Source organism: Aromatoleum petrolei (genome assembly GCF_017894385.1).
Lineage (GTDB): Bacteria > Pseudomonadota > Gammaproteobacteria > Burkholderiales > Rhodocyclaceae > Aromatoleum > Aromatoleum petrolei.
The window spans coordinates 4131297-4156197 of record NZ_CP059560.1 but is presented as its reverse complement, the minus strand read 5'-3'; the positions used below and the strand labels follow the sequence as shown (position 1 = coordinate 4156197).

The window sequence follows — 24901 nt, the reverse complement described above, 5'->3', positions numbered from 1 at the left end:
CCCGGCCAGCCGGGATGCGTCCTATAATGCGCAGGTTTTTTGCCTGCGAAAGCCCCCATGCCCGCTGCCGCCTCGGAAATGCTGGTCGGAGCCAGTTCGGACTTCCTCACGCGCTTCTCTCCGTTCAACCGGATGGAGCCAGAGGCGCTCGCATTCCTCGCCGAGCGCTCGACCCTGGCTTTCCACGCACGTGGCAGCGAGATCCTGACCCCAGAGATGGGACAGCCGACGCATTTCCACATCGTGCAGCGCGGCAAGGTGCAGGCCCGCCAACTCGGCCCGGCAAGCGTCACCGACTACGCCGCGATGACGCTCGGGCCGGGCGAATGCTTCCCGATCGGTGCGATCTCCGCTCAGCGGCCCTCGACCAACGCCTACGTGGCCGTCGAGGACAGCTTCGTGTACCAGTTGCCGGCGGAAGATTTCCTCAAGCTCATGCAGATGAGCCCCGTCTTCCACGTCTTCTGCACCCAGTACATCGCCAGCCTGCTCAACCAGTCGCGCCAGCAGTTACAGAGCACCTTCGCGCAACGTGCTGCGGAACAGCAGACGATGACGACACCGCTCGGCCAATTGGTGAAGAAGGAACCGATCTTCGTCGGCCCCGACAACACGATCCGCGCCGCGCTCGAGAAGATGTCGGAGATGCGCATCGGCTGCATGGTGGTCGCCGACGCCGAGCGCAAACCGATCGGCATCCTCACGCAGAGCGACCTGCTGCCCCGCGTCGTGCTGCCGGGCATCGACCTCCAGCGCCCGATCTGCGACGTGATGACTGCGACGCCGCACGTGATGTCCGCGTCCGACTCAGCCTACGACGCCGCCCTCGAGATGGCGACGCACGGCGTGCGCCACCTGCTGGTGGTGGATTCGGAAGGGCGACTGAAAGGTGTGGTATCCGAACGCGATCTGTTCACGCTGCAACGCATCGGCTTGCGCCAGATCCGGTCCAGCATCGAAGGCGCCGACGACCTCGAGGCCCTGCAACGCGCCAGTCGCGACATCCGCCAGCTCGCGCTCAATCTCATCGCCCAGGGAATCGGGGCGGAGCAGCTGACGCAATTCATCTCGGCGCTCAACGATGCTCTGACCTGCCGCATCATCGACCTTGCGCGCACGCGACACGAGCTTTACGGCATCGACTACGCGTGGCTGGCCTTCGGTTCCGAAGGCCGCCACGAGCAGACCCTGTCTTCCGACCAGGATAACGGCATTATCTACGTCTGCCCCGAAGGCGCGGATCGGGACGCACTGAAGAACCGCCTGCTGGCCTGCGCGAAAGAGGTAAACGAGAACCTCGCCGCCTGCGGCTTCCCGCTGTGCAAGGGGAACATCATGGCGAGCAACCCCGAGCTGTGCCTCACGCTCGAGGAATGGAAAGGGCGCTTCGGCGACTGGATCCGCGAACCCGACCCGCAGGCCCTGCTCAATGCGACGATCTTCTTCGACTACCGCGTGCTGTGCGGAAACGAGCGCCTCGGCGACCAGCTGCGCGCGTGGCTCAACCGCACCGCGAAGGCCTATTCCAATTTCCTGCGCCTGATGGCGTCGAACGCGCTGCAGGTCGCGCCGCCACTCGGGCGCATCCGTGATTTCGTCGTCGAGGAAGACGGCACCATCGATCTGAAGAAGTCGGGCGCACGCCTGTTCGTCGACGTCGCGCGCATCCTCGCGCTGCGCGCCGACGTCGCTTCGAGCAGCACCGTGCAGCGCCTGCGTCAGGCGGGCACCCGCATGGGCATGCCGGCCGAGGAGATCGCCGCGCTGATCGACGGCTTCCACTTCATCCAGCTGCTGCGCCTGCGCTCGCAGCACCTCGACACCGAACACGACGCACCGGGTGACAACCGCATCAACCCCGACGCGCTCAACGAACTCGACCGGCGCATCCTCAAGGAAGCGTTCCGGCAAGCCCGCAAGCTGCAACTGCGGCTGAAGCTCGACTACCAGCTATGAACTGGCTCACCCGCCTGCTCAGCAACCGCACGGACACGGCCTCGCTCGACGTCGCGCTACGCGACGCCATTGCGAACTGGGAGGCACTTGCCGCACCGGACTTGGGCACTGCCCACTTCGAGACCCGCTACGTCGTCATCAACACGGAGGCAAGCGGACTGGACCTGGACAAGGACCGCCTGCTCGCAGTCGCCGCGATCGCGATCGACCGCGAACGCCTCTCGCCGCACGACAGCTATTACGCGCCGCTGGAACCCGATGCGGCAACCGCGCTCACGAACCTGCTGACGTTTGTGGGCAAGGGCCCGGTCGTGGTTTTCAATGCGTCGTTCAACCGCAGCCTGCTCGAACGCGCGCTCGACGAGCACCTCCGCCTTACCCCGGACTGGACCTGGCTGGATCTACACTGGATCCTGCCAGCCCTCTATGACGAACACATCGACAGACCAGCCCGCCTTGGCGACTGGATGAAGGCCTTCGGCATCGAAACCTTCCAGCGCCACCACGCCCTGGGCGATGCCTGGGCGATTGCACAGCTGATGCTGGCCGCACAGGCGCGCGCACGCTCGCTCGGTCTGAACACTCCACGCAGCCTGGCGGATCTGGAACACAGCCGTCGACAACTGAGGCGCCACGGATGAATCGATTTTCTCCCGCACGACCCATGCATCAACGTCTGACAATCCCTCTGATCGCATTTTTCGCGACCGCAACCCTGCTGATCACGCCCCCTGCCGGCGCAGTCGAGACTCCTGCATCCGCCGACCAGCCCGCCGAGGAAGCCTCGTCGCTGGGCAGCTACGGTACGGCGGCGCAGAACCTCATCAACCAGGGCATGGAGTACCTCGGGATCCGCTATCGCTTCGGCGGCAGTTCACCCGAAACCGGCCTCGACTGCAGCGGACTCGTCCAGAACGTCTTTCGCAACGCCCTCGGCCTCGACCTGCCGCGCGCTGCGCGCGACATGGCCAGAGTCGGCGACAAGGTCGGCATCAAGGAACTCAAGCCGGGCGACCTGGTGTTCTTCAACACGATGCGCAAGGCTTTCTCGCATGTCGGCATCTACGTCGGCGACGGCCGTTTCCTGCACGCCCCGTCGAGCGGCGGTGAAGTGCGCATCGACGAGATGAGCCAGAGCTACTGGGCCAAGCGCTTCAACGGCGCGCGCCGCATGGTTCCGGAAGGCGATCTGGGATTGCCGCAGGCGAACTGAACGCCCCCCGGGCCGAAGGCCGGGGTGTCTCGTGGGCTGGGCGCACGTCCCGCCAAAAATTCCCGTAGCGCATCGCCTGGTGAAAGCCATTCGGATTGCGCACGCACATCGATCCAGCGACTGGCATAAGGAGCGGAATTGCTTGACAGCCCGAGATTTCGGATTGTCATATTTGTACAAATATATTTTGTGCAATACAATAACAAGTCCCTCGAACGACAAGAGGAGACGATTCCATGTGTGGAATTGCCGGAGAAATCCGCTTCGACAACCGCGAGGCCGACGCTTCGGCTGTCGGGCGAATGGCCGAAAGCCTCCGTCCGCGCGGCCCCGACGCCGGCGGCGCGTTCCATCAGGGCCGGATCGCACTGGCCCACCGCCGCCTCAAGATCATCGATCTCAGCGAGCGCGCCCAGCAACCCATGGTGGCCGCGGATCTCGGCCTCACGCTGGTATTCAACGGCTGTATCTACAATTACCGCGAGTTGCGTACGGAGCTCGAACGGGAAGGCGAGCGCTTCTTTTCCGACGGTGATACCGAGGTCCTGTTGCGCGCCTACAGGCGCTGGGGGCTCGCATGCGTGGAACGCCTCCACGGCATGTTCGCCTTCGCGATGTGGGAGCGGGACAGCGGCCGGGTCGTGATGGCTCGCGACCGCTTCGGCATCAAGCCTCTCTATCTCGCGGAATCAACGGATGGCAAGCGCCTGCGTTTTGCCTCGACGCTGCCGGCCCTGCTAGCGGCAGGTGACGTGGACACCCGCATCGATCCGGTCGCGCTCGAACACTACTTGATGTGGCACGCCGTCGTCCCGCCGCCCTTCACGATGCTGCGCGGAGTGCGCAAACTCCCGCCGGCGACCGTCGCGGTGATAGAACCCGACGGACAGCGCACGGATCTCTGCTACTGGAACCCGCCCTTCGCGGCCGACCCCGAGCTCGTCGCCACCCCCAGCAAGGAGCGCGAACGTCTCGTGCAGCTCGCGCTGGAGAAGGCCGTCGAGCGCCGCATGGTGGCCGATGTGCCGGTCGGCGTGTTGCTGTCCGGGGGCGTGGATTCGAGCCTGCTCGTTGCGCTGTTGTCGCGCGCGGGACAAGAAGGGCTCAATACCTTCTCGATCGGGTTCGAGGCCGCGAATGGGGAGCAAGGCGACGAGTTCAGGTACTCCGACCTCGTGGCAAAGGAATTCGGCACGCGGCATCACAAGATCCGCATCGACGACAAGACCCTGCTCGCCGCCCTGCCGGACGCGATCAAGGCAATGTCGGAACCGATGGTCAGCTACGACAACATCGGCTTCTACCTGCTCTCGAAGGAAGTCGCGAGGCACGTCAAGGTCGTGCAAAGCGGTCAGGGCGCCGACGAGGTGCTTGCCGGCTACCACTGGTATCCCCCGCTCGCCGCCAGCCGCGACGCGGTCGCCGAGTACGTCCGCGTGTTCTTCGACCGCGACGAGGAGGAATACCTGCGCACAGTCACCGAAGCCTACGCCAGCCCCGGACCGAGCCGCGATTTCATCGAACGGCACTTCGCACGCCCCGGCGCCCCGACACCGCTCGACAAGGCTCTGCGCGTCGATGCGACCGTGATGCTGGTCGACGATCCGGTGAAGCGCGTCGACAACATGACCATGGCTTGGGGACTCGAGGCGCGCGTCCCCTTCCTGGACCACGAATTCGTCGAACTGGCGGCGCGCCTGCCCGCACAGGACAAGCTGTCGCACGGCGGCAAGGGCGTCCTCAAGGAAATTGCCCGGCGGATGCTGCCGCGCGAGGTCATCGATCGTCCGAAAGGCTACTTCCCCGTACCGGCGCTGAAGTACCTCTCGGGAACATCCCTCGACTGGGTACGCGACGCACTGCACAGCGGCGCCGCGCGGACGCGCGGGCTCTTCCGCCCGGATTACGTCGACACCCTGCTCGCCGCTCCCGACCGTCATATCACGCCACTGCGAGGCTCGAAATTGTGGCAGCTCGCGCTGCTCGAACTGTGGCTGCAGTCGCACGGCATTCGACCGTAAGGAGGAAGGATGAACGCCACCAAAGCACTCGACCCTCTGGATCCAGCCCACATGATGTCGCTGCGTCACTGGGAGAATCCGGTCGACCACAACGAGCTGTCGTCGATGGACAGCGAAGCGATCGTCGACTGCGGCTGGGGGCGCCTCATCTTCGGACAGACGTTCGCCGATCCGCAGATGCTGGCTGAGGTCATTTGCCGCGAACAGCCGGGTCGGCGGGATATCGCTTTGTACTTGCGCGATCCGCAGGTAGTCGTGTCGTTCGCTCCGCAGGAACTCTTCATCGATCCGTCCTTCACCTTCCGGCTGGCACTCGCCCAGGCGCTCGACGTGGCGAAGAATAACGCCTGGATCGTGCGCAATGCCCGCGCCGAAGATGCCGCTGCGATCCGGCGCATCTATCAGGCGCGCCAGATGGTGCTGCCCAACCGCAACTTCTTCGCCGGCCTGGACAAGCGCGACGAGATCGACATGCTGGTCGCGGAAGACTCCGACGGCAGATCCATCCTCGGCGTCGTGACCGGGGTTGACCACGTGCGGGCCTTCCACGACCCCGACGGGGGGGCTAGCCTATGGGCGCTGGCGGTTGACGCGCAGTGCAGCCATCCCGGCATCGGCGAGGCCCTGGTGCGCGCCCTCGCGGGACTCTTTCGCGAGCGGGGCCGCCGCTTCCTGGATCTGTCCGTGCTGCATGACAACAACCAGGCGATCTCGCTTTACGAAAAGCTGGGGTTCGCGCGCGTGCCCGTGTATTGCGTGAAAAACAAGAATCCGATCAACGAAGCGCTGTTCCTCGGCCCCGATCCGGCGTCGGACCTCAATGTCTATGCCAGAATCATCGTACGTGAAGCGCGTCGGCGGGGTATCGGCGTCGAAGTGCTGGACGCCGCGCACGGCTTCTTCCGCCTGCATCTGGGCGGACGCAGCATCACCTGCCGCGAGTCCCTGTCCGAGCTCACGTCGGCAATTGCGATGAGCCGCTGCGACGACAAGCGCGTCACCCTGAAAGTGCTTGCCCAGACCGGCATTGCGGTGCCCGAGCAGGTCGAGGCCGATGATCCGGAAACGGTCGCAGACTTTGTGGCGAAGCACGGCCGGGTGGTCGTGAAACCCGCACGCGGGGAACAGGGCCAGGGCGTGCGCGTCGATCTCTGCAGCATGGACGAAGTGCGTGGCGCGATCGAGGCGGCACGGCACTTCTGCGACAATGTCATCGTCGAGCAGATGGTGGCCGGCGACGATTTGCGCATCATCGTGATCGACCATCAGGTCGTTGCTGCCGCGACGCGCCGCCCCGCCACGGTGGTGGGGGATGGCAGCACCGCGCTGCGCCGGCTGATCGAAAAGCAAAGCAGGCGGCGCGAGCTCGCCACCGCCGGCGAGAGCCACATTCCGATCGACGATGAAACGCTCAGGTGCCTGCGGGCTCAGGGCTACGAACTAGACGACGTGCCACCGTCGGGTGCGCGCATCCTGGCGCGCAAGACGGCAAACCTGCACACCGGCGGCACCATCCACGACGTCACGCCCGCCCTGCATCCCGCATTGCGGGAGGCTGCGGAACGTGCCTCACGGGCACTCGAGATCCCCGTGGTCGGATTCGATTTCATGGTCACGGCCCCGGATCGTGAAGAATACGTCGTGATCGAGGCCAACGAACGCCCAGGACTCGCCAACCACGAACCGCAGCCGACCGCGGCGCGCTTCATCGACCTGCTCTTCCCGCAGACGCGCGCAGCAACGCGCGACGAAAGCGAAAGGAGGATGAATGCAACCTGACCGTGACTACCTGCAGGACGTGCTCGCCCGCCTGCTGAACACTCCCAGCCCATCGGGCATGACCGATGCCGTCGTGCACGTCGCGACCAGCGAACTCGACTCGCTGGGCATTCCCTACGAACTTACCCGCCGCGGCGCGATTCGCGCCTGCCTGAAAGGGCGCCAGCGCATGCCGGCGCGCGCCGTCGTAGCCCACCTTGACACTTTGGGTGCGATGGTAAAGGGATACAAGCCGAACGGGCGCCTGCAGGTTGTACCGATCGGCTTCTGGTCTTCGCGCTTCGCCGAAGGCGCCCGCGTCACGATCTATTCAGACGAAGGCGTGATCCATCGGGGCACCCTGCTGCCGGCGAAGGCCTCCGGCCACACCTTCAATGCCGAGATCGACTCGCAGCCGGTGAGTTGGGACAACATCGAGTTGCGCATCGACGCGCGCACTGCCAGCGAGGCGGAAACCCGTGCACTCGGCATTCATGTCGGCGACACGATCGCGATACCCTCCAACCCCGAATTCGGCCCGGAAGGCTTCGTCAACGCCCGGCACCTCGATGACAAGGCCGGCGTCGCTGCGATTCTCGCCGCCCTGCACGCGATCCGCGAGAGCGGCATGAAGCTGCCCGTCGACTGCTTCCCCCTGTTCACAATCTCGGAGGAAATCGGTGTCGGCGCCTCGCACGTCCTGCATGGAGACGTCGCCGAGCTGATCTCGATCGACAATGGGACTGTCGCGGAGGGACAGTACACTTCCGAGTATGGGGTGACAATCTCGATGCAGGACTCGAGCGGCCCTTTCGACTGGCATCTTACGCGCCGCCTGCTCGAGCTCTGCCAGGCGGAAGGCATTGAGCATTCGCGCGACGTATTCCGCTTCTACCGCAGCGACGCCGCCGCGGCGATCGAAGCGGGCAATGACATCCGCACCGCGCTGGTGTGCTTCGGACTGGATGCCTCTCACGGCCACGAACGGGTCCACCTCGACTCGCTGGACGCCCTCGCCCGCCTGCTGATCGCCTACCTCTGCAGCCCGCCGCTCTTCCACCGCGATCGTGCAGCGCTCGGCCCGCTCGACGACTTTCCCCCGGCCGAAATGCAGACCCCGCAGTGGGACGAAAATCTCCCGACAGCACCGCACTCATGAATGCACTGAGAGAACTCTTCCACGACAACAGCCCCCAGGATTGGGCCCTGGCCTTGCTCGCGATCGCCGTGTGCATGCTGATCATGCACACAGTGCGAGGAGTCGCGCTCGGTCGCTTGAGAAAACTTGCAACAAACACCGATCTCGCAGCCATCGGCTTGCTGGCCGAAATCGTTGCGGCGACCCGGATCCTGCTGTCGGCGGCAATTGCCGTGTATGTCGCGACGCGGTTCCTGAGCCTGCCTGCCTCGTTCGACCAGGCCGCCGACCGGATGTTCGTCGCGCTGCTACTGCTGCAGGCCGGCCTGTGGGCAAACCGGGGCCTGGAATTCTGGCTCGCGCGGCACTTCGCAACCGCTGGGAGCGGTGACGAAGGCTCGCGCGCGATGACGCGCTCGCTGCTGTCGTTCCTTGGCCGCGTCGTTCTCTCCGCCGTGGTGTTGCTGCTGATTCTCGACAACATGGGGCTGAATGTCACGGCGCTCGTCGCCAGTCTGGGCATCGGCGGTGTTGCGGTGGCGCTAGCCGTGCAGAACATCCTCGGCGACCTCTTCGCGTCGCTGTCGATCGCCATCGACAAGCCCTTCGTCATCGGCGACTTCATCATCGTCGACGAGCTGATGGGCACGGTCGAGCACGTCGGACTCAAGACGACCCGCATCCGCAGCCTGAGCGGCGAACAGATCGTGTTTTCCAACAACGATCTGCTGCGCAGCCGCATCCGGAACTACAAACGGATGCAGGAACGGCGCGCGTTGTTCATGATCGGTGTCACCTATGAGACGCCCGCGGAAACGCTCGAAATCATTCCCGACCTGATTCGCGAGGCAGTCGAAGCACAGCCGGGACTGCGTTTCGACCGTGCGCACTTCAAGAGTTTCGGGGCGTCCTCGCTGGACTTCGAAACGGTGTACTTCGTCGAAGAACCCGACATGCAGCGCTACATGGACGCCCAGCAGGCAATCAACCTCCACCTCGTGCGCGTCTTCCAGGCTCACGGCATCGAGTTCGCATTCCCGACACAAACACTGCACCTGGGCGGCAATCTGCAGTTGGCACATCGCGAGAGCGAGAACCGAAGGACTCCCGTGCCCCGGCGCGCATAGCCGGAAGATGCGCCTGCCAGGAAGATGCTCGGCAGGCCCGCGTCGGCGGCGATTGCGCGGCATACCGCAATCACCCCCTGCAAAACAAAAACCCGCACCATTACGGTGCGGGTTTTCCATGTTGCCAGCTGCGTGTGGTCTAAACTCAGACCGTGACTTGATCCGCAACCTCGGAGAACTCCTTGATCTGGTCGAAGTTCATGTAGCGATACACATCGGCAGCCTTCGCATTCACGGCCTGCACCTGCTCCATGTACTCGCCGACCGACGGGATCTTGCCCATCAGCGCGCACACGGCGGCGAGCTCCGCGGAACCGAGGTACACGCGGGTGTCGATGCCGAGGCGGTTCGGGAAGTTGCGCGTCGAGGTCGACATCGCCGTCGAGCCCTTGCGGATCTGCGCCTGGTTGCCCATGCACAGCGAGCAGCCCGGCATTTCCATGCGCGCGCCCGACTTGCCCAGCACCGAGTAGTAGCCTTCCTCGTTCAGGATCATCGCGTCCATCTTGGTCGGCGGGGCGATCCACAGGCGGGTCGGGATGTCCGACTTGCCTTCGAGGACCTTGCCGGCGGCGCGGAAGTGGCCGATGTTCGTCATGCACGAGCCGATGAAGACCTCGTCGATCTTGTCGCCGGCGACTTCTGACAGCAGCTTCACGTCGTCCGGATCGTTCGGGCAGGCGACGATCGGCTCCTTCACGTCGGCCAGATCGATCTCGATCACGGCGGCGTACTGGGCGTCGGCGTCGGCCTTCAGCAGCTCGGGCTTGGCGATCCAGGCTTCCATGGCCTTGATGCGGCGGCCCAAGGTGCGCTTGTCTTCGTAGCCGTTGGCGATCATCCACTTCATCAGCGTGATGTTCGAGCGCATGTACTCGATGATCGGTTCCTTGTTCAGCTGGATCGCGCAGGCGGCAGCGGAACGCTCGGCGGCGGCGTCGGACAGCTCGAAGGCCTGTTCGACCTTCAGGTCCGGCAGACCTTCGATCTCGAGGATGCGGCCCGAGAAGACATTCTTCTTGCCCTTCTTCTCGACGGTCAGCAGGCCCTGCTTGATCGCGTAGTAGGGGATCGCGTTGACCAGGTCACGCAGCGTGACGCCGTTCTGCAGCTTGCCCTTGAAGCGCACCAGCACCGATTCCGGCATGTCGAGCGGCATGACGCCGGTCGCGGCAGCGAAAGCCACGAGGCCCGAGCCAGCCGGGAAGGAGATACCGATCGGGAAGCGGGTATGCGAGTCGCCGCCGGTGCCGACGGTGTCCGGCAGCAGCAGGCGGTTGAGCCAGGAGTGGATGACGCCGTCGCCCGGACGCAGCGCGACGCCGCCACGGGTCGAGATGAAGGACGGCAGCTCGCGGTGCATGCGCACGTCGACCAGCTTCGGATAGGCTGCGGTGTGGCAGAAGGACTGCATCACCATGTCGGCGGAGAAGCCGAGGCAGGCAAGATCCTTGAGCTCGTCGCGGGTCATCGGGCCGGTGGTGTCCTGCGAGCCGACGGTGGTCATCTTTGGTTCGCAGTAGGTGCCCGGCAGGATGCCCTTGCCTTCCGGCAGACCGCAGGCGCGGCCGACCATCTTCTGCGCGAGCGAGTAGCCCTTGCCCGGATCGTTCGGCTGCGCCGGCAGGCGGAACAGCGTGGAGACGGGCAGGCCCAGCGCCTCACGCGCCTTGGTCGTCAGGCCGCGGCCGACGATCAGCGGAATACGGCCACCGGCGCGCACTTCGTCGAGGATCACGGGGGTCTTGAGGGTCGACTCTGCGATCACGGCGCCATTCTTGAGCGCGGTGACCTTGGCGGTGGCCGAGTCGATCTTCAGCTCGATCTCGTCGCCCATGTCCATCTGGCCGACGTCGAGTTCGATCGGCAGCGCGCCGGCATCTTCCATGGTATTGAAGAAGATCGGGGCAATCTTGGAGCCGAGGCACACGCCGCCGAAGCGCTTGTTCGGGACGAAGGGGATGTCTTCGCCGGTGAACCACAGCACAGAGTTGGTGGCGGACTTGCGCGAGGAGCCGGTACCGACCACGTCACCGACGTAAGCGATCAGATTGCCCTTCTTGGCCAGCGCTTCGAGCTGCTTGACGGGACCACGGCTGCCCGCCTCGTCGGCCTCGATGCCGGGGCGGGGATTCTTCAGCATCGCCAGCGCGTGCAGCGGAATGTCGGGGCGCGACCAAGCGTCCGGCGCGGGCGACAGGTCGTCGGTGTTGGTCTCGCCGGTGACCTTGAACACGGTCAGCTTCTGCGAGGCGGGGACTTCCGGACGCGACGTGAACCACTCGGCGTCGGCCCAGCTCTGCATCACGGCCTTGGCGTTCGCATTGCCGGCCTTGGCCAGTTCGGCGACGTCGTGGAAGTAATCGAACACCAGCAGGGTCTTCTTGAGGCCTTCGGCAGCCACGGCACCCACGGCAGCGTCGGCCAGCAGGTCGATCAGGGGCTTGACGTTGTAGCCGCCGAGCATCGTGCCGAGGAGCTCCGTCGCCTTCTCGCGCGAGATCAGCGCACAGGCTTCGTCGCCCTTGGCAACCTTGGCCAGGAATTCTGCCTTGACCTTCGCGGCGTCGTCCACGCCGGCCGGGACGCGATAGGTGATCAGTTCGACGAGGAAGGCTTCCTCGCCCTTCGGCGGGTTCTTCAGCAGGGCAACCAGATCCTGCGTCTGCTGCTTGGACAGCGGCAGGGCCGGGATGCCGAGGGCGGCACGCTCGGCGACGTGGGCACGGTAGGCTTCAAGCACGGCGGATTCCTTCCTTTTTCGTGACGTTGGCTGGGCGTCGGGGATGCGGACCCGGACGACGCTGGGAGATTATATGTCTTTTATAAGACTTGAGGTGCAATGCAACAACGATCGCTCGTCAGCGCGCGAATTCTACTCCTCCCCAAGGACTTGCGTACGCCTGCGGGCGCGCTTCCGGGGATTGCTTTGCCCCTCCCGTCGCGGGAGCCGCACGCTGCCAGCACGGGAACACATCCGGCACACACCGTTCCAACAGAAACCGGATGAAAGACCGCTCGTACCGCCATCAGGCTCTTGGCCCAACAACCGCAAGGAAGGAGACCCACCATGCCCCAAGCCGCTTTCGACACCCTCAGAACCTTCACCACGATTTCCGGGGCGCGGGGCCTCTTCCATTCGCTGCCGGCGCTGGAAGCCGCCGGGGCCGGCAAGGTGTCGCGGCTGCCGGTCTCGCTCCGCATCGTGCTGGAAGCCGTGCTGCGCCAGTGCGATGGCCGCAAGATCACCGCGGAGCACGTGCGGCAACTCGCGAGCTGGGGTGCGACCGCGGAGCGCACCGAGGAGATTCCCTTCGTCGTCGCGCGCGTGGTGCTGCAGGACTTCACCGGCGTACCGCTGCTGTGCGACCTCGCTGCGATGCGCAACGTGGCGGCGGATACGGGGCGGAATCCCAAGCTGATCGAACCGCTGGTTCCGGTCGATCTGGTCGTCGACCACTCGGTGCAGGTCGACCACTACGGCACTCCGCAGGCCCTGCGCCAGAACATGGAGCTCGAGTTCCAGCGTAACCGCGAGCGCTACCAGTTCATGAAGTGGGGCATGCAGGCCTTCGACACATTCAAGGTCGTCCCCCCGGGAATCGGCATCGTGCATCAGGTGAACCTGGAGTACCTGTTCCGCGGCGTGCGCGGGCATGACACGGCCGACGGGCGACTGTACTACCCGGACACGCTGGTCGGCACCGATTCGCACACGACGATGATCAACGGTGTCGGCGTAGTCGGCTGGGGCGTGGGCGGGATCGAGGCCGAGGCCGGAATGCTCGGCCAACCGGTGTATTTCCTCACCCCGGACGTCGTCGGCGTGGAACTGACCGGACAGCTCGCGGAAGGCGTGACCGCGACCGACCTCGTGCTCACCGTCACCGAAATGCTGCGCAGGCAGAAGGTCGTCGGCAAGTTCGTCGAGTTCTGCGGCGAAGGCACCGCGAGCCTGTCCGTCACCGACCGCGCGACGATCGCCAACATGGCACCCGAGTATGGCGCGACGATGGGCTTCTTTCCCGTCGACGAGAAGACCGTCGCTTACATGCGCGGCACCGGACGCACCGAACTCGAATGCGAGCTCTTCGAGGCCTACTTTCGCGCGCAGGGCCTGTTCGGCGTTCCCCGCCCGGGCGAGATCGACTATTCGACCACTCTGCGCCTCGATCTGGCGTCCATCGTGCCGTCGCTGGCCGGCCCCAAGCGCCCGCAAGACCGCATCGCGCTGCAGGACATGGAGGACGTGTTCGATCGCCTGTTCTCCCTGCCGGCGAGCGACAACGGCTTTGGCCAGCCGGAAGCCGCGCTCGGCACCCGCTTTCCGACCGCACTCCCGGGCGTGACGCTGGGCAACGGCGACGTGCTGATCGCGGCGATCACCTCTTGCACGAACACCAGCAACCCGGCGGTGCTGATCGCCGCGGGCCTGCTGGCGAAGAAGGCCGTCGACAAGGGACTGTCAGTGCAACCGCACGTCAAGACCTCGCTCGCCCCGGGCTCCCGCGTGGTGACCGACTACCTGGGCCGCGCCGGGCTGCTCGAACCGCTTGCACGACTGGGCTTCGCGCTGGCGGGCTACGGCTGCACGACCTGCATCGGCAACGCCGGGGACCTGGCGCCCGAACTCAATGACGCGATCAACGAGCACAACGTGATCGCTGCAGCGGTACTGTCGGGCAACCGCAACTTCGAGGCGCGCATCCATCCAAACCTGCGCGCCAACTTCCTCGGCTCGCCGCCGCTGGTCGTCGCTTTCGCGATCGCCGGACGCGTCAATGTCGATCTCACGCAGAATCCGCTCGGCACCGGCAATGACGGCCGGCCCGTTTATCTGCGCGACGTGTGGCCGAGTTCCGAGGAGATCGCCGCAGTGCTGCCGTTCGCGATGGATCCGGCGACCTTCACGCGCCTGTATGCCGACTTCACCCGCGATCACGACCTGTGGAACGAAATCCCGGCGACCACAGGGCAGGTATACGAGTGGCCGGAATCGACCTATATCGCCCGTCCGCCCTTCTTCGAGGGCTTCGCCATGCATCCGCGCCCCGTCGGCGACATCGTCGGCGCGCGCATGCTGCTGATGCTGGGCGACTCGGTGACCACCGACCACATCTCGCCTGCCGGTTCGTTCAAGGACAGCACGCCGGCCGGCCAGTGGCTGCTGGCGCGCAGCGTCGCGAAGCAGGATTTCAACTCCTACGGCTCGCGGCGCGGCCATCATGACGTGATGGTGCGCGGCACCTTCGCCAACGTGCGCGTGAAGAACATGATGCTGCCGCCGAGGGAGGACGGGTCGCGCATTGAAGGGGGCTACACACTGCTCGACGAACGCCAGACCACCGTGTTCGAGGCCGCGACGGCTTACATGGCGCGAGGCATCCCGACGGTGGTGTTCGCCGGCGAAGAGTACGGCACCGGCTCGAGCCGCGACTGGGCCGCCAAGGGCACACAGTTGCTGGGCGTGAAGGCGGTGGTCGCGAGGAGCTTCGAGCGCATCCACCGCTCCAATCTCGTCGGCATGGGCGTCATGCCATTGCAGTTCAAGGGCGAGGATTCGTGGGAGAATCTTGGCCTGACGGGCGACGAGATCTTCGACATCCGGGGCATCGACGCGACGCTGCAACCGCGCCAGGACCTGACGCTTTCGATCCGGCGCGGCGACGGGAGCGTGCGCGACGTAGCGGTGACGTGCCGCATCGACACCCCGATCGAAGTCGACTACTACCGCCACGGCGGCATCCTGCCCTACGTGCTGCGGGAGATTCTCCGTCGCCCGGACTGACATCCGGACATTTTTGCCATGCTCGCCATCCTCTGCCCCTGCCAGTCCGGCAAGACCTTCTCCGAGTGCTGCGCGCCGGTGATCGCCGGCGAAGTGCCTGCCGACTCGGCCGAGGCGCTGATGCGCAGCCGCTACACCGCCTTCACGCAAGCCAACGAGGCCTACCTGCTCGAGAGCTGGCACCAGTCGACACGCCCCACGACGCTGGACCTCGCCGGCGGCGAGCCGGCACCGAAGTGGATCGGTCTGCAGGTGCGCCAACACCTGCAGACCGGGGAAAACACCGCCATCGTCGAGTTCGTCGCCCGCTATCGGGTGGGCGGGCGCGCGCATCGCCTGCACGAGACCAGCCGTTTCGTGCGCGAGGGGCATCGCTGGTATTACGTGGACGGCGACATCCACGAATGACGGCGCAACCGCTGCCGATCGCCTCCGCATATAATCGGACCACTATATGCCCCTCACCTGAGCGGCCCCCCTCCTGCGGCGCTTCCGCTGCCTTGTCGAGAGACCGGCATGAACCTCGAAAAAGTCATCTTCGGTTTCTTTATCGTCCTGGCGGCGACGCTCAACTTCGGCTTTTTCGTGGGGGAGGTCGACAACGCCCAGCACCACGACATTTACGAATTGTTCTTTGCAATCGTCGTCAGCCTCATCGCCACAGTGCTCAAGCTCGGCGACCGCACGCAGATCGGCGCGGTGCATCTGTCGACGAGCCTGGTCGCGGACCTCCAGTTGATCGCGGCGGCGATGGTCTGGGGTTACGCGGCACACATCTCCCCGGATGGCGTCACGCCCGAGATGGTGGCCCGCATCGTGTCGCTGTCGGGCGGCGCGCTGTTCGCGAACGTCGTATCGGTAATCATCCTGATCGCCGAAACGATCATGCAGCGCCGCTGACGGAGGCATTCGCGATGATGCCGCTGCTGCGCCATCAGAGCGTCTTCTTCCTGATCATGCGGCGCATGCGCCCGCCGTTCATCCTGCTGATCGCCATCATCGCGATCTCGGTGATGGGGCTCACGCTCGCGCCGGGCGTCGACGAAAACGGCAAGACGGCCTACCTCAGCTTCTTCCACGCGCTGTATTTCATCAGCTATACCGCCACCACGATCGGCTTCGGCGAGATCCCCTATGCCTTTTCCGACCAGCAGCGGCTGTGGGTCCTCGTCTGCATCTACCTGTCGGTGATCGGCTGGGCCTACACGGTAGGCACGGTCTTCGCGCTGCTCGCCGATCGCAACCTGCAGCAGGCGATCCGCACACAGAGTTTCATGCGCGCAGTGCGCAACCTGCGCGAACCCTTCTACCTCGTGTGCGGGTTCGGGGAGACCGGGCGGCTGATCTGCGACGCGCTCGACCGTCTCGGATTCCGCGCCGTGGTCATCGAGCAGGACGAAACCAAGGTTGGCGAGATCGAACTGCACGGCTACCACGCCGACATCCCTGCCCTGTGCGCCGACGCGCGCAACCCGGAAAACCTGAAGTTCGCCGGACTCACACACCGCAGTTGCATCGGCGTGATCGCGCTGACCAATGACGACAGCGCCAATCTCGCAATCGCGATCGCCGCGAGACTCCTCGCCCCGAAGATTCCCGCCCTGTGCCGCGCCGAATCCGCCGAAACGGCCGCCAACATGGCCTCCTTCGGCACGCGCCACATCATCAACCCGTTCGAGAAATTCTCCGAATACCTCGCGCTGGCACTCCACGCCCCGGCCGCCTGGCACCTGCTCACCTGGCTCACGGGCGTTCCGGGCACGACGATGGAACGCCAGCGCGACCCCCCGCACGGCGAATGGATCCTGTGCGGACATGGTCGCTTCGGACGCATGCTCGCACACGTCCTCGAGCGCGAGGGCGTTCCCCTCACGATCATCGACCGCAATGCGCCCCCGTCGGCGCCATCGGCGCGCTGGGTGCAGGGCGAGGGCACCGGAGCCCCCGCGCTCGAAGCGGCGGGTGTGAGGCGTGCCGCCGGCATCGTCGCCGCAACGGCCAATGACGTGGACAACCTGTCGACCGTCGTCACCGCACGCGAACTCAATCCGAGACTGTTCGTGATCCTGCGCCAGAACCACTTTGCCAACAATTCGCTGTTCGAGGCCTTCGACTACGACGTTAATGTCGTGCCCAGCCGCATCATCGCGCACGAGTGCCTCGCAATCCTCACGACGCCCCTGCTGGTCCCCTTCCTCGAGGACATGAAACGCCACAACGAGGACTGGTGCGACCGGCTCCTCGGGCGCCTGACGGACCGCTTCGGATGGAGAGTCCCGACGGTGTGGAGCGAACGCATCAACCTCAGCCGGGCCCCCGCGCTGCACCGCAAGCTGATGAAGGGTGCGACGATCGAACTCCGGGCGCTGCTGAAGTCACCGTCGAACCGCGACGACGAGCTGGCGTGCGAAATCCTCCTGCTGCGGCGCGACGACGATGATCACGTGCTGACCCCCGAGGGCGATACCGAACTGCGACCAGGCGACGAGCTCTTGCTCGTGGGAACGGCGGAAGCGCAGCGCGAGTTCAGCCTGCTGATCTCGAACGACCACGCGCTCGTCTATGTCCTCACGGGCACGGACCTACCCGGCGGCTGGATCTGGGAACGTCTGTCGCGCAACCGGGCGGCACGGCGCGAGACGGCATAACGACACAGGCTCGTTCCGCCGCCACCGGAGTCACTCCGACGCGACCAACACCACCGTTTCGCCGCCAAAGGACACCGTCGCACCCGGCCTCAGTTTCGCGCGCTTGCGCGACTCCACCTTGCCATCGACCGTGACCCGTCCCGCCTCGACCGCGGCATGAGCCTCGCCCCCGGTGCCGGTCAGTCCGGTCGCCTTGAGCAGTTGATCGAGCTGGATATATTCGCCGCGCACGGCAAACGAAACCGTCATGCATTTCTCCCGGGCAGCCCGCAGGCTGCACAATTCAAATTGATCGACCTCGAGCCGTCAGCCTACACTGCCGGCTAAACCTCTGCCGTCCCGTGATCGCCCATACCATGTCCGACGACCTGCTGCAGCGGATCGACCGCACGCTCAGTCGCGCAGCCGACACCGGTGCGCTGCTCCCCATCCGCACCGAACGCACGCCGATCGAGGACGCCGGCATCGGTTTCACGGTGCGCTGGGTGTCGACGCTGGCGCACAAGGACGCCGCGCGGGTCGAGGCCGCGGTGAAGCGCGACCCGGACTTCAACCCCTTTCTCCCGCCCGACCCGGAACTGACCGTCGGCCCGCTTGGCGACGAGCACCTGGGGGTGCTGAACAAGTTTCCCGTCATCGAACGCCACCTGCTGATCGTCACCCGTGCCTTCGAGGCGCAGACGGCGCCATTGACGCGGACCGATTTCATCGCGCTCGCCACCGTGATGACCTCGCTCGGCGGGCTCGGTTTCTACAACGGAGGCAGCGAGGCGGGTGCCAGCCAGCGCCACAAGCACCTGCAATGGATTCCCGACGCCGCAGAGACTTCGCGCCTGGGCCTGTTCACCAACCAGCTTCCCGCCGACCTGCCCCCCTTCGCGCACGCCGCCCTCGATACCCTGCCCTGGCGGCACACTTTCGTGCGCCTGCCGCCCCGCAGCGACGCCGTTTCGCTTGGCGAAGCCATGCATCAGGCGTTCCGGAACGGCTGCGAGACACTCGGCATCGACCCCGCTGCGGATCCGATGCTCCCCTACAATTTCCTCGTGTCGCGCGACTGGATGTCCGTGATCCCGCGCCTGCGCGAGCGTCACGACAACATTTCCGTCAATGCGCTCGGCTTCGCCGGCTCGCTGTTCGTGCGGCGCCCCGAGGAGATCGAGACCGTGCGCGCGATCGGCCCGCTCAGGCTGCTCGCGGCCGTCGCGCGCCCGCGCTGATCAGGCGGATTGCGCCGCCGCGAGCGGCTGCAAGGGCGGTATTCCGATCTGCGCGCGCTGCTCGTTGCATTTCCGATTCGGCGAACCGCCCGGCGCGTCGTCGCCCTCGCCCCAGTAGAACGAGACGCGGAAATTAACGCAACGCACGCCCCAGTCGAGGCAGGGGTTCGGATCGCTCATCGCAATTCGGTGGCGGTGCAGGCTTCGACGCCATTCTACCCAAGGCCGCCGCCCCCTTGCAGCGGCGCGCAAGGGGCGGCCCGGACCGACTGCCACCGATTCACAGCGGCGATAATCCGTGGCGGCGCCGCGCGCGGTCGCAGGCATCCTCGCCGATGCCGAGCGCCGCGTAGGGCGCGAAGTCGCGGCAGGGTGACGGCCGCCCGGCGTAGATCGTGCAACGGACCCCGCTGCCGATGTCCCCTGCCAGCGCGACGCAGCGCGGCGGCGCGTCGTCGGTGCCGCGCATGCGCACGAGCTCGCCGATCACGGGAACCGTCATCGCGTCGGGGACGCCCCCTGCCGTGGCGCTGGCCAGTTCCGAGCGATGGAAATCGACGCGGAAGGCGGCACAACACGCGCCGCAGCGGGTGCAGTGGTCGTCGCTCACTTCGCGCCCCGCATCCTGGCGCAAGCCCTCACTCGACCGCTCCGCAACACTTCTTGTACTTCTTGCCGCTGCCGCAGGGGCAGGGATCGTTACGTCCCACCGCAGCCGGCGTGTGCATGGCGGGCTGCTCCACCGACAGCAGCGCAGGCGCCGCCATTCCGAGCGCACGCCATTGCCCGAGCACCGTCTCGATGCAGTTCACGGCCTGTTCGAGCCACTCCAGCCGGGTCTCCTCGTCCGCCAGCTCGGCGTCGTCGGAAGCCCAGGGTGCCATCAGGTTGTCGAGCGCGTTGCGCACCGACTCCGCCGCCTCAGCGGGCAGTCCGGCGTCCCAGTCCTCGGGCCACAGCTCGAGCCCCTGCGCGAAGCCTTCGACCCACTCCTCGCCGATCGCGATGGTGTCGCCCTCACTCGCCGCGTAGCAGAACGGCTCCCACCCTTCAGGCTCGCCCAAGGTGGTCGCGAGTTCGTTGTAATAGCGTCGCACCAAGCGGATCGCACGCTGCATCTGGCTGCCCGAACCGAAGGAGATCTCGTCCCCGTGCGCCGACCACACCGGCGGCAGCCATTGCTCGGGGGAAATCGGCACGGGCGAGGCGATGACGGCGGCGAGGTAGCCGTCGAGCATCTCCAGATTCATGCAATCCTCGGGGACGACATCCGAGGTCAGCAGCTCCTCGAGCGCCTCGAACTCCTCGTCGTCGAGCAGGTGGGGGTTGTCATTCTCTGCGCTTGCAGCGGTTTCGCTCGTCATCATCATTCTCCGGAATGCCTTTCAGCGTGCGCCATCCTCTTGCGGCACGCAAGCCCGCGCGTCGAGATCGCAGACTAGGCGGAAGAGCGTCTGGCCGGAATCGCGGTACTTGCGCTCGAAAGGCGTCAGCGGCACGGGTGCCTCGAAGGTCTCCCACGCGATCTCGCGGCCGGTCGCCAGGCCGAGCGCGTACGCGAACTCCTCGATATACACACGCCAGTTCGTGCGGCATTCGAGCACCCCGCCCAGCCGCGGCACGTAGGGGAAGACGGGGTGCGCATGCCAGCGCCGCGCGAGATGTCCGATCTTGGGCCAGGGATTTGGGTACAGGATGTAGTGACGGGCGAGCCTCAGGCCGGCATCGCTCATCAGGCGCCAGTAATCGACGAGATCGGCGCGCACGAAGACCATGTTCTTCGGCAGCAGCGCGTCGGGATAAGGCTTGCGGCGCTTGAGCCTGTCCTCCGACTGGTCAACGCCGATCACCCAGTGATCGGGGAAGGCGCGCGCGAGCTGGATCGTGCTGTGGCCGACGCCGCACCCGGCATCGAGGACAAGCGGCGCATTGCGGTCCCATCCCGCGAGGCTGGCCTCGAAGGCTTCGCGGTTGTAATCCAGGCAGGGCTTGCGGAAAGGCTCCGCGAGGTGGCGCTGTACGCGCCGCAACAACTGCTCATGCACGCCCGCCTGGGCGCTCTCGGGGATGCGCGAGTTTGCGTAACTCATCGGAGACGTCCGGTTCAGGCCGCCAGCGGCAGCGCAACGGCAGCGATGCCGTGGCGCGCGAGCGCGGCTTCGATCTCGGGGGGCCTGCGCGCCGCGCGGATCTCGCGGAACAGCTGCTCGGCCTGCGGATAATTGCGGCGCAGCAGGTTTAGCCACTGCTTGAGGCGACCCGGCGAATGTTGCGGACGCAGCCTTCCCTGAACGCGCTGCCAGAAAAGCGCCAGGAGGGGCAGCAATTCGGCCCACTCCGCCTCGCGGTCAATCACGCGATCGCCCTCCCCGCCATGCGCGCGCAAGCGTCGCGCAAGGAAGGGGTCGGCAACCGCGCCGCGCCCCAGCATCACGTCGGCAACCCCGCTCTCCGCACGACATCGCCGCCAGTCGGCTTCCGACCACACTTCGCCGTTGGCAGTCACGGGGATGTCTACCGCCTCGGCAACGCGGGCAACCCACACCCAGTGCGCCGGCGGGCGGTAGCCGTCGAGCTTGGTGCGCGCATGCACGACCAAACCTTCCACGCCCCCGGCGACGAGCGCCTGGGCGCATTCGACGGCTTTCGAGGTATCCGCGACGCCCAGCCGCATTTTTGCCGTGAACGGTATCCCTGCCGGCACGGCAGCCCGCACGGCGGCCGCGATGCGATGCAGGAGTTCGGGCTCGTCGAGCAACACGGCTCCTCCACGATGGCGGTTCACCGTCGGAGCGGGGCAACCGAAATTGAGGTCGACGCCGGGCGGCGCGAGCTCCACGAGACGCGCGGCGTTATCGGCCAGACAGGTGGGGTCCGAGCCCAGCAGTTGCAGGCGCACCGGCACCGCTGCCGCGGTCCGTCCGCCGGACAGCAGCTCGGGGCTGATGCGCCGGTAGGAGCGATGCGGCAGGAGCGTGCCGGACACGCGCGCGAATTCGCTCACGGCCCAGTCATAGGAACAGGCGCGGGTGAGAACGTCGCGCAAGTCGGCGTCGAGCAGACCTTCCATCGGCGCGAGCAGCAGACGCACACCAACTCCCTGAAAAAAGGGGCGTATTGTACGGCCAACGGCCGCAGGACAGCCACTCGCGACACGCATGGACGAGCGCCCAGGCGGACTGCAGGCCGACCGTGCGTGCGGCGTCAGCCGCGAACTTGTTCCCGGCCTTACCGGACCGCCTGATCCACGGCAGAAGCCGCTCCCCGAAATGCTGCCACGCCGATCGTCGGATTGCCCTGCAAAACAGCGCCTTGCTTGCCTTGCGACATCGGATCGGAGATAATTCGCGGTTTCCACCTGCTGTCAGGGCGGCCACATTCACCGCCCGCTCGTTCAAGGAATCGCCATGAAAGCGGATACCCACCCGAATTACCAAGTCGTCCAGGTCACCTGCTCCTGCGGCAACGCCTTCGAAACCCGTTCGACGCTGGGCAAGCCCGTGCTGCACGTCGAAGTGTGCGCGGCCTGCCACCCGTTCTACACCGGCAAGCAAAAGATCGTCGACACCGCCGGCCGTGTCGAGCGTTTCCGCCAGAAATACGGCAGCGTTCAGCGCCTTGGCTGAACCCCGGTTTCCGGTCGCGACAAGAAAGGCAGCTTCGGCTGCCTTTTTTGTTCCTCGAAACACGGCGCAGCCTCGCGCGCCGGCTAGAATTCCGCACCCGACGTTCCGACGCCGTCCGCACCATGACGGATGGCGCACCATGAGATGACTGGAGAATTCTTACGGACCTCGACGATCCGGCGGCATCTGTACGGCGCGACCGGCCTTGCGCTGCTCATCGCCCTGTACCTGCTCACCGGACTGACCGGCCATGACCCGTGGCGCGGCGATGACGCACGCCATTTCGGCCCGATCCTGGAGATGCTGCAGGGAAACCACCTGCTGTTCCCCGCCATCGCCGGCGAGCCCGAAACCGATTTCCCGCCGCTCTACTACTGGGCCGGCGCCGCATTCGCGCGCCTGCTCGCCCCCTTCCTGCCGTTGCACGACGGCGCCCGGCTGGCGACCACGGTGTTCACGGCGCTGGCGATCTTCTGGATCACGCGCGCGGCAACCCGCCTCTACGGTCGCGAGACACGCACCCCTGCCGCCCTGCTGACCCTCGGCACGCTGGGCCTGGTGCTGCATGCGCATGAAACCCAGCCGATGATTGCGCTCATGGCGATGCAGGCCTTCACGCTGGCGGGCCTCTCGCACATCCCGACCCGCCCCGTGCTCGGCGGCGTCCAGGCCGGGATGGGCGCGGCGCTCGCCTTCCTCGCCGGCGGCCTGCCCGGCGTCGTGCTTTCGCTGCCACTCTTCGTCGTCGTCATCACCGCCTGCCCCGAATGCCGCAATCCACGCGCCAGCAGCGGACTGATCATCGGACTGAGCCTCGCCATCGGCGCATCGGCACTGTGGCCGCTGGTGCTGCATTACCAGTCCCCCGAGCTGCTCGCGCTGTGGTGGCGCAACGAGTGGCGCGAACTATGGGCAGGGGCGATGAGCGGCAACGAGTTCGCGCGCCTCGCCGAACTCCTCGGCTGGTTCGCCTGGCCGCTGTGGCCCATTGCGTTATGGTCGCTGTGGCGCACCCGCCGCCACCTGCTGCGCGTGTCCACGCTGCTGCCGATCACCGCCCTTATGTTCGCCCTGGCGTGGATCATCCTGAACGGCAGCCTGAGCCCGGCCTCGATGCTGCCGCTCGTGCCGCCGCTCGCGCTGCTTGCGGCGTCGGGCGTGCCGAGCCTGCGACGCGGCGCCGCGAACGCCTTCGACTGGTTCGGGATCATGACCTTCGGCGTCTTCACGCTGCTCGTATGGATCGCATGGAGCGCCCAGGTCTTCCTGTGGCCGCCCGGACTCGCGCGCCATCTCGTGCGCGTGGCACCGGATTTCGCCCTGCGCGCGCCCGAGATCTCGGCCATCGCGGGCATCGCCATCGTCGCCGCATGGGTCCTGCTGGCTTGGCGTTTGCCGCGCTCGCCGAACCGCGCGCCGGCGAACTGGGCGCTCGGGATGACGATGCTGTGGTGCCTCACGATTGCACTGCTCAAGCCCTGGTTCGACCATGACCGCAGCTATCGTCCGGCCGCAACCTCGCTGAAGATCGCGCTGTCGGGCGAGCGTGAGGACTGCGTCGCGATGGTGGGCTTGTCGGCCAGCCAGCGCGCCTCCTTCCATTACTTCGCCGGCATCCGGCCGGAGCGGGTCATCAACAACGAAACCCAGTGCGGCTTCCTGCTGGTCTTCGACGATCGCAGCGACGCCCAGAAACCCGCGCCGGAATGGCAGCAGATCTGGGAATTTCGTCGCGGCGGCGGAAGACAGCAAGAGATCTTCCGCCTGTACCGGCGCGACTGAAACCGGACCGCACGTAGCCCCTGCGCGCGCGCTCAAGGGGCTACCGGGGGCAGCCGACTCAGTCCTGGAGGCGCAGGAAGTTGTCGCGATAGTGGCGCAGTTCGCCGATCGACTCGTAGATGTCCGACAGCGCCTCGTGCTTGCCCTTCTTGACGACGCCCTTGTAGATCTCCGGGCGCCACCGGCGCGCGAGTTCCTTCAGCGTCGACACGTCGAGGTTGCGGTAGTGGAACCACGCCTCGAGTTGCGGCATGTAACGGGCAAGGAACCGGCGATCCTGGCACACGGAATTGCCGCACATCGGCGAGGTGCGCGCGGGCACGTACTGCTGCAGGAAGGCCAGCATCTGCGCCTCGACATCCGCCTCGCCGGTCGTCGACGCCTTCACGCGGCCGGTCAGGCCGGACCTACCATGCGTGTCGCGGTTCCACTGATCCATGCGGTCGAGCACGCTGTCGGGCTGATGCACGACCATCACGGGCGCCTCGGCAACGGTGTTGAGCTGCGAATCGGTGATCACGATCGCGACCTCGATGATGCGATCGGTATCCGGCTCGAGCCCTGTCATCTCCATGTCCAGCCAGATGAGGTGATTCTGATCCTGTGCCATAATCGTCCGCCCCG

General features: G+C 65.9%; 22 protein-coding genes. 14 read left to right on the top strand and 8 right to left on the bottom strand.

The features are described from left to right. The first annotated feature begins 57 nt into the window (after window positions 1-57). The 7 genes from ToN1_RS18965 (at window position 58) to ToN1_RS18935 (ending at window position 9213) form a co-directional block, all read left to right on the top strand. The gene (locus ToN1_RS18965) at window positions 58-1956 is read left to right on the top strand and encodes a DUF294 nucleotidyltransferase-like domain-containing protein (RefSeq protein WP_169205729.1); all 1899 of its coding nucleotides are present in this window, start codon (window positions 58-60) and stop codon (window positions 1954-1956) included. Then, a complete protein-coding gene (locus ToN1_RS18960) occupies window positions 1953-2597 on the top strand; it encodes a 3'-5' exonuclease (RefSeq protein ID WP_169205730.1) in 645 nt (214 codons plus the stop codon). Before ToN1_RS18965 ends, ToN1_RS18960 begins: the two co-directional genes overlap by 4 nt. A 23-nt stretch (window positions 2598-2620) precedes the next feature. Beyond that, the gene (locus ToN1_RS18955) at window positions 2621-3169 is read left to right on the top strand and encodes a C40 family peptidase (RefSeq protein ID WP_169205731.1); all 549 of its coding nucleotides are present in this window, start codon (window positions 2621-2623) and stop codon (window positions 3167-3169) included. 236 nt (window positions 3170-3405) lie between these two features. Next, on the top strand, window positions 3406-5190 hold the full coding sequence (locus ToN1_RS18950) for an N-acetylglutaminylglutamine amidotransferase (RefSeq protein WP_169205732.1): 1785 nt from the start codon (window positions 3406-3408) through the stop codon (window positions 5188-5190). A gap of 9 nt (window positions 5191-5199) precedes the next feature. Next, window positions 5200-6969 (top strand): N-acetylglutaminylglutamine synthetase, encoded by a 1770-nt coding sequence (ngg, locus tag ToN1_RS18945; RefSeq protein WP_169205733.1) that lies wholly within the window; start codon window positions 5200-5202, stop codon window positions 6967-6969. Continuing rightward, complete coding sequence (locus ToN1_RS18940) at window positions 6959-8107, top strand: osmoprotectant NAGGN system M42 family peptidase (protein WP_169205734.1); 1149 nt, start codon at window positions 6959-6961, stop codon at window positions 8105-8107. Before ngg ends, ToN1_RS18940 begins: the two co-directional genes overlap by 11 nt. Next, window positions 8104-9213, top strand: a complete 1110-nt coding sequence (locus tag ToN1_RS18935; protein ID WP_169205735.1) for a mechanosensitive ion channel family protein — start codon at window positions 8104-8106, stop codon at window positions 9211-9213. Before ToN1_RS18940 ends, ToN1_RS18935 begins: the two co-directional genes overlap by 4 nt. 145 nt (window positions 9214-9358) lie before the next feature. Here the strand turns inward: ToN1_RS18935 and ToN1_RS18930 are convergent, their stop codons facing one another. Next, complete coding sequence (locus ToN1_RS18930) at window positions 9359-11956, bottom strand: bifunctional aconitate hydratase 2/2-methylisocitrate dehydratase (RefSeq protein WP_169205736.1); 2598 nt, start codon at window positions 11954-11956, stop codon at window positions 9359-9361. A gap of 327 nt (window positions 11957-12283) precedes the next feature. Here ToN1_RS18930 and acnA point away from each other — a divergent pair, with 327 nt between their 5' ends. The 4 genes from acnA to ToN1_RS18910 all read left to right on the top strand — a co-directional run bounded on the left by acnA (window position 12284) and on the right by ToN1_RS18910 (window position 17649). Continuing rightward, window positions 12284-15001, top strand: coding sequence for an aconitate hydratase AcnA (gene acnA / locus ToN1_RS18925; protein ID WP_169205737.1), 2718 nt, complete (start codon window positions 12284-12286; stop codon window positions 14999-15001). Between the two features lie 18 nt (window positions 15002-15019). Next, the gene (locus ToN1_RS18920) at window positions 15020-15409 is read left to right on the top strand and encodes a YchJ family protein (protein WP_169205738.1); all 390 of its coding nucleotides are present in this window, start codon (window positions 15020-15022) and stop codon (window positions 15407-15409) included. 108 nt (window positions 15410-15517) lie between these two features. Continuing rightward, complete coding sequence (locus tag ToN1_RS18915) at window positions 15518-15901, top strand: DUF6394 family protein (protein ID WP_169205739.1); 384 nt, start codon at window positions 15518-15520, stop codon at window positions 15899-15901. A 14-nt stretch (window positions 15902-15915) separates the two neighbouring features. Then, the gene (locus tag ToN1_RS18910; RefSeq protein WP_169205740.1) at window positions 15916-17649 is read left to right on the top strand and encodes an NAD-binding protein; all 1734 of its coding nucleotides are present in this window, start codon (window positions 15916-15918) and stop codon (window positions 17647-17649) included. Between the two features lie 30 nt (window positions 17650-17679). On the opposite strand, the gene ToN1_RS18905 is transcribed toward ToN1_RS18910, so the two are convergent. Then, window positions 17680-17898 carry an RNA-binding S4 domain-containing protein gene (locus ToN1_RS18905; protein WP_169205741.1) on the bottom strand — a complete coding sequence of 73 codons (219 nt, stop codon included), beginning with the start codon at window positions 17896-17898 and terminating at the stop codon, window positions 17680-17682. A 107-nt stretch (window positions 17899-18005) separates the two neighbouring features. On the opposite strand from ToN1_RS18905, the gene ToN1_RS18900 reads away from it, so the two are divergent. Next, entirely contained in the window at window positions 18006-18869 is an 864-nt protein-coding gene (locus ToN1_RS18900; RefSeq protein ID WP_169205742.1) for an ATP adenylyltransferase family protein, read from the top strand. Here the strand turns inward: ToN1_RS18900 and ToN1_RS18895 are convergent, their stop codons facing one another. The 5 genes from ToN1_RS18895 to ToN1_RS18875 form a co-directional block, all read right to left on the bottom strand. After that, the gene (locus tag ToN1_RS18895) at window positions 18870-19049 is read right to left on the bottom strand and encodes a hypothetical protein (RefSeq protein ID WP_169205743.1); all 180 of its coding nucleotides are present in this window, start codon (window positions 19047-19049) and stop codon (window positions 18870-18872) included. It lies immediately after the preceding gene. Window positions 19050-19149: 100 nt separating this feature from the next. Next, the gene (locus ToN1_RS18890; protein ID WP_169205744.1) at window positions 19150-19479 is read right to left on the bottom strand and encodes a YkgJ family cysteine cluster protein; all 330 of its coding nucleotides are present in this window, start codon (window positions 19477-19479) and stop codon (window positions 19150-19152) included. Window positions 19480-19507: 28 nt separating this feature from the next. Next, window positions 19508-20233 carry a UPF0149 family protein gene (locus ToN1_RS18885; RefSeq protein WP_169205745.1) on the bottom strand — a complete coding sequence of 242 codons (726 nt, stop codon included), beginning with the start codon at window positions 20231-20233 and terminating at the stop codon, window positions 19508-19510. Between the two features lie 21 nt (window positions 20234-20254). Next, the gene (gene trmB / locus ToN1_RS18880) at window positions 20255-20959 is read right to left on the bottom strand and encodes a tRNA (guanine(46)-N(7))-methyltransferase TrmB (protein WP_169205746.1); all 705 of its coding nucleotides are present in this window, start codon (window positions 20957-20959) and stop codon (window positions 20255-20257) included. 14 nt (window positions 20960-20973) lie between these two features. Beyond that, entirely contained in the window at window positions 20974-21960 is a 987-nt protein-coding gene (locus tag ToN1_RS18875; protein WP_169205747.1) for a tRNA dihydrouridine synthase, read from the bottom strand. Window positions 21961-22276: 316 nt separating this feature from the next. Between ToN1_RS18875 and rpmE the strand changes: the two genes are divergently transcribed. Continuing rightward, entirely contained in the window at window positions 22277-22495 is a 219-nt protein-coding gene (gene rpmE, locus ToN1_RS18870; protein WP_169128882.1) for a 50S ribosomal protein L31, read from the top strand. A 144-nt stretch (window positions 22496-22639) separates the two neighbouring features. Continuing rightward, window positions 22640-24277 (top strand): ArnT family glycosyltransferase, encoded by a 1638-nt coding sequence (locus ToN1_RS18865; protein ID WP_169205748.1) that lies wholly within the window; start codon window positions 22640-22642, stop codon window positions 24275-24277. A 58-nt stretch (window positions 24278-24335) separates the two neighbouring features. Here the strand turns inward: ToN1_RS18865 and orn are convergent, their stop codons facing one another. Continuing rightward, entirely contained in the window at window positions 24336-24887 is a 552-nt protein-coding gene (gene orn / locus ToN1_RS18860; RefSeq protein WP_169205749.1) for an oligoribonuclease, read from the bottom strand. Window positions 24888-24901 lie beyond the last annotated feature (14 nt).

What these genes read in the sequence shown, in the direction of transcription:
- ToN1_RS18965 (WP_169205729.1), top strand. Translation starts at nt 58, where the DNA reads ATGCCCGCTGCCGCCTCGGAAATGCTGGTCGGAGCCAGTTCGGACTTC.
- ToN1_RS18960 (WP_169205730.1), top strand. Translation starts at nt 1,953, where the DNA reads ATGAACTGGCTCACCCGCCTGCTCAGCAACCGCACGGACACGGCCTCG.
- ToN1_RS18955 (WP_169205731.1), top strand. Translation starts at nt 2,621, where the DNA reads ATGCATCAACGTCTGACAATCCCTCTGATCGCATTTTTCGCGACCGCA.
- ToN1_RS18950 (WP_169205732.1), top strand. Translation starts at nt 3,406, where the DNA reads ATGTGTGGAATTGCCGGAGAAATCCGCTTCGACAACCGCGAGGCCGAC.
- ngg (WP_169205733.1), top strand. Translation starts at nt 5,200, where the DNA reads ATGAACGCCACCAAAGCACTCGACCCTCTGGATCCAGCCCACATGATG.
- ToN1_RS18940 (WP_169205734.1), top strand. Translation starts at nt 6,959, where the DNA reads ATGCAACCTGACCGTGACTACCTGCAGGACGTGCTCGCCCGCCTGCTG.
- ToN1_RS18935 (WP_169205735.1), top strand. Translation starts at nt 8,104, where the DNA reads ATGAATGCACTGAGAGAACTCTTCCACGACAACAGCCCCCAGGATTGG.
- acnA (WP_169205737.1), top strand. Translation starts at nt 12,284, where the DNA reads ATGCCCCAAGCCGCTTTCGACACCCTCAGAACCTTCACCACGATTTCC.
- ToN1_RS18920 (WP_169205738.1), top strand. Translation starts at nt 15,020, where the DNA reads ATGCTCGCCATCCTCTGCCCCTGCCAGTCCGGCAAGACCTTCTCCGAG.
- ToN1_RS18915 (WP_169205739.1), top strand. Translation starts at nt 15,518, where the DNA reads ATGAACCTCGAAAAAGTCATCTTCGGTTTCTTTATCGTCCTGGCGGCG.
- ToN1_RS18910 (WP_169205740.1), top strand. Translation starts at nt 15,916, where the DNA reads ATGATGCCGCTGCTGCGCCATCAGAGCGTCTTCTTCCTGATCATGCGG.
- ToN1_RS18905 (WP_169205741.1), bottom strand. Translation starts at nt 17,898, where the DNA reads ATGACGGTTTCGTTTGCCGTGCGCGGCGAATATATCCAGCTCGATCAA.
- ToN1_RS18900 (WP_169205742.1), top strand. Translation starts at nt 18,006, where the DNA reads ATGTCCGACGACCTGCTGCAGCGGATCGACCGCACGCTCAGTCGCGCA.
- ToN1_RS18895 (WP_169205743.1), bottom strand. Translation starts at nt 19,049, where the DNA reads ATGAGCGATCCGAACCCCTGCCTCGACTGGGGCGTGCGTTGCGTTAAT.
- ToN1_RS18885 (WP_169205745.1), bottom strand. Translation starts at nt 20,233, where the DNA reads ATGACGAGCGAAACCGCTGCAAGCGCAGAGAATGACAACCCCCACCTG.
- trmB (WP_169205746.1), bottom strand. Translation starts at nt 20,959, where the DNA reads ATGAGTTACGCAAACTCGCGCATCCCCGAGAGCGCCCAGGCGGGCGTG.
- rpmE (WP_169128882.1), top strand. Translation starts at nt 22,277, where the DNA reads ATGAAAGCGGATACCCACCCGAATTACCAAGTCGTCCAGGTCACCTGC.
- ToN1_RS18865 (WP_169205748.1), top strand. Translation starts at nt 22,640, where the DNA reads ATGACTGGAGAATTCTTACGGACCTCGACGATCCGGCGGCATCTGTAC.
- orn (WP_169205749.1), bottom strand. Translation starts at nt 24,887, where the DNA reads ATGGCACAGGATCAGAATCACCTCATCTGGCTGGACATGGAGATGACA.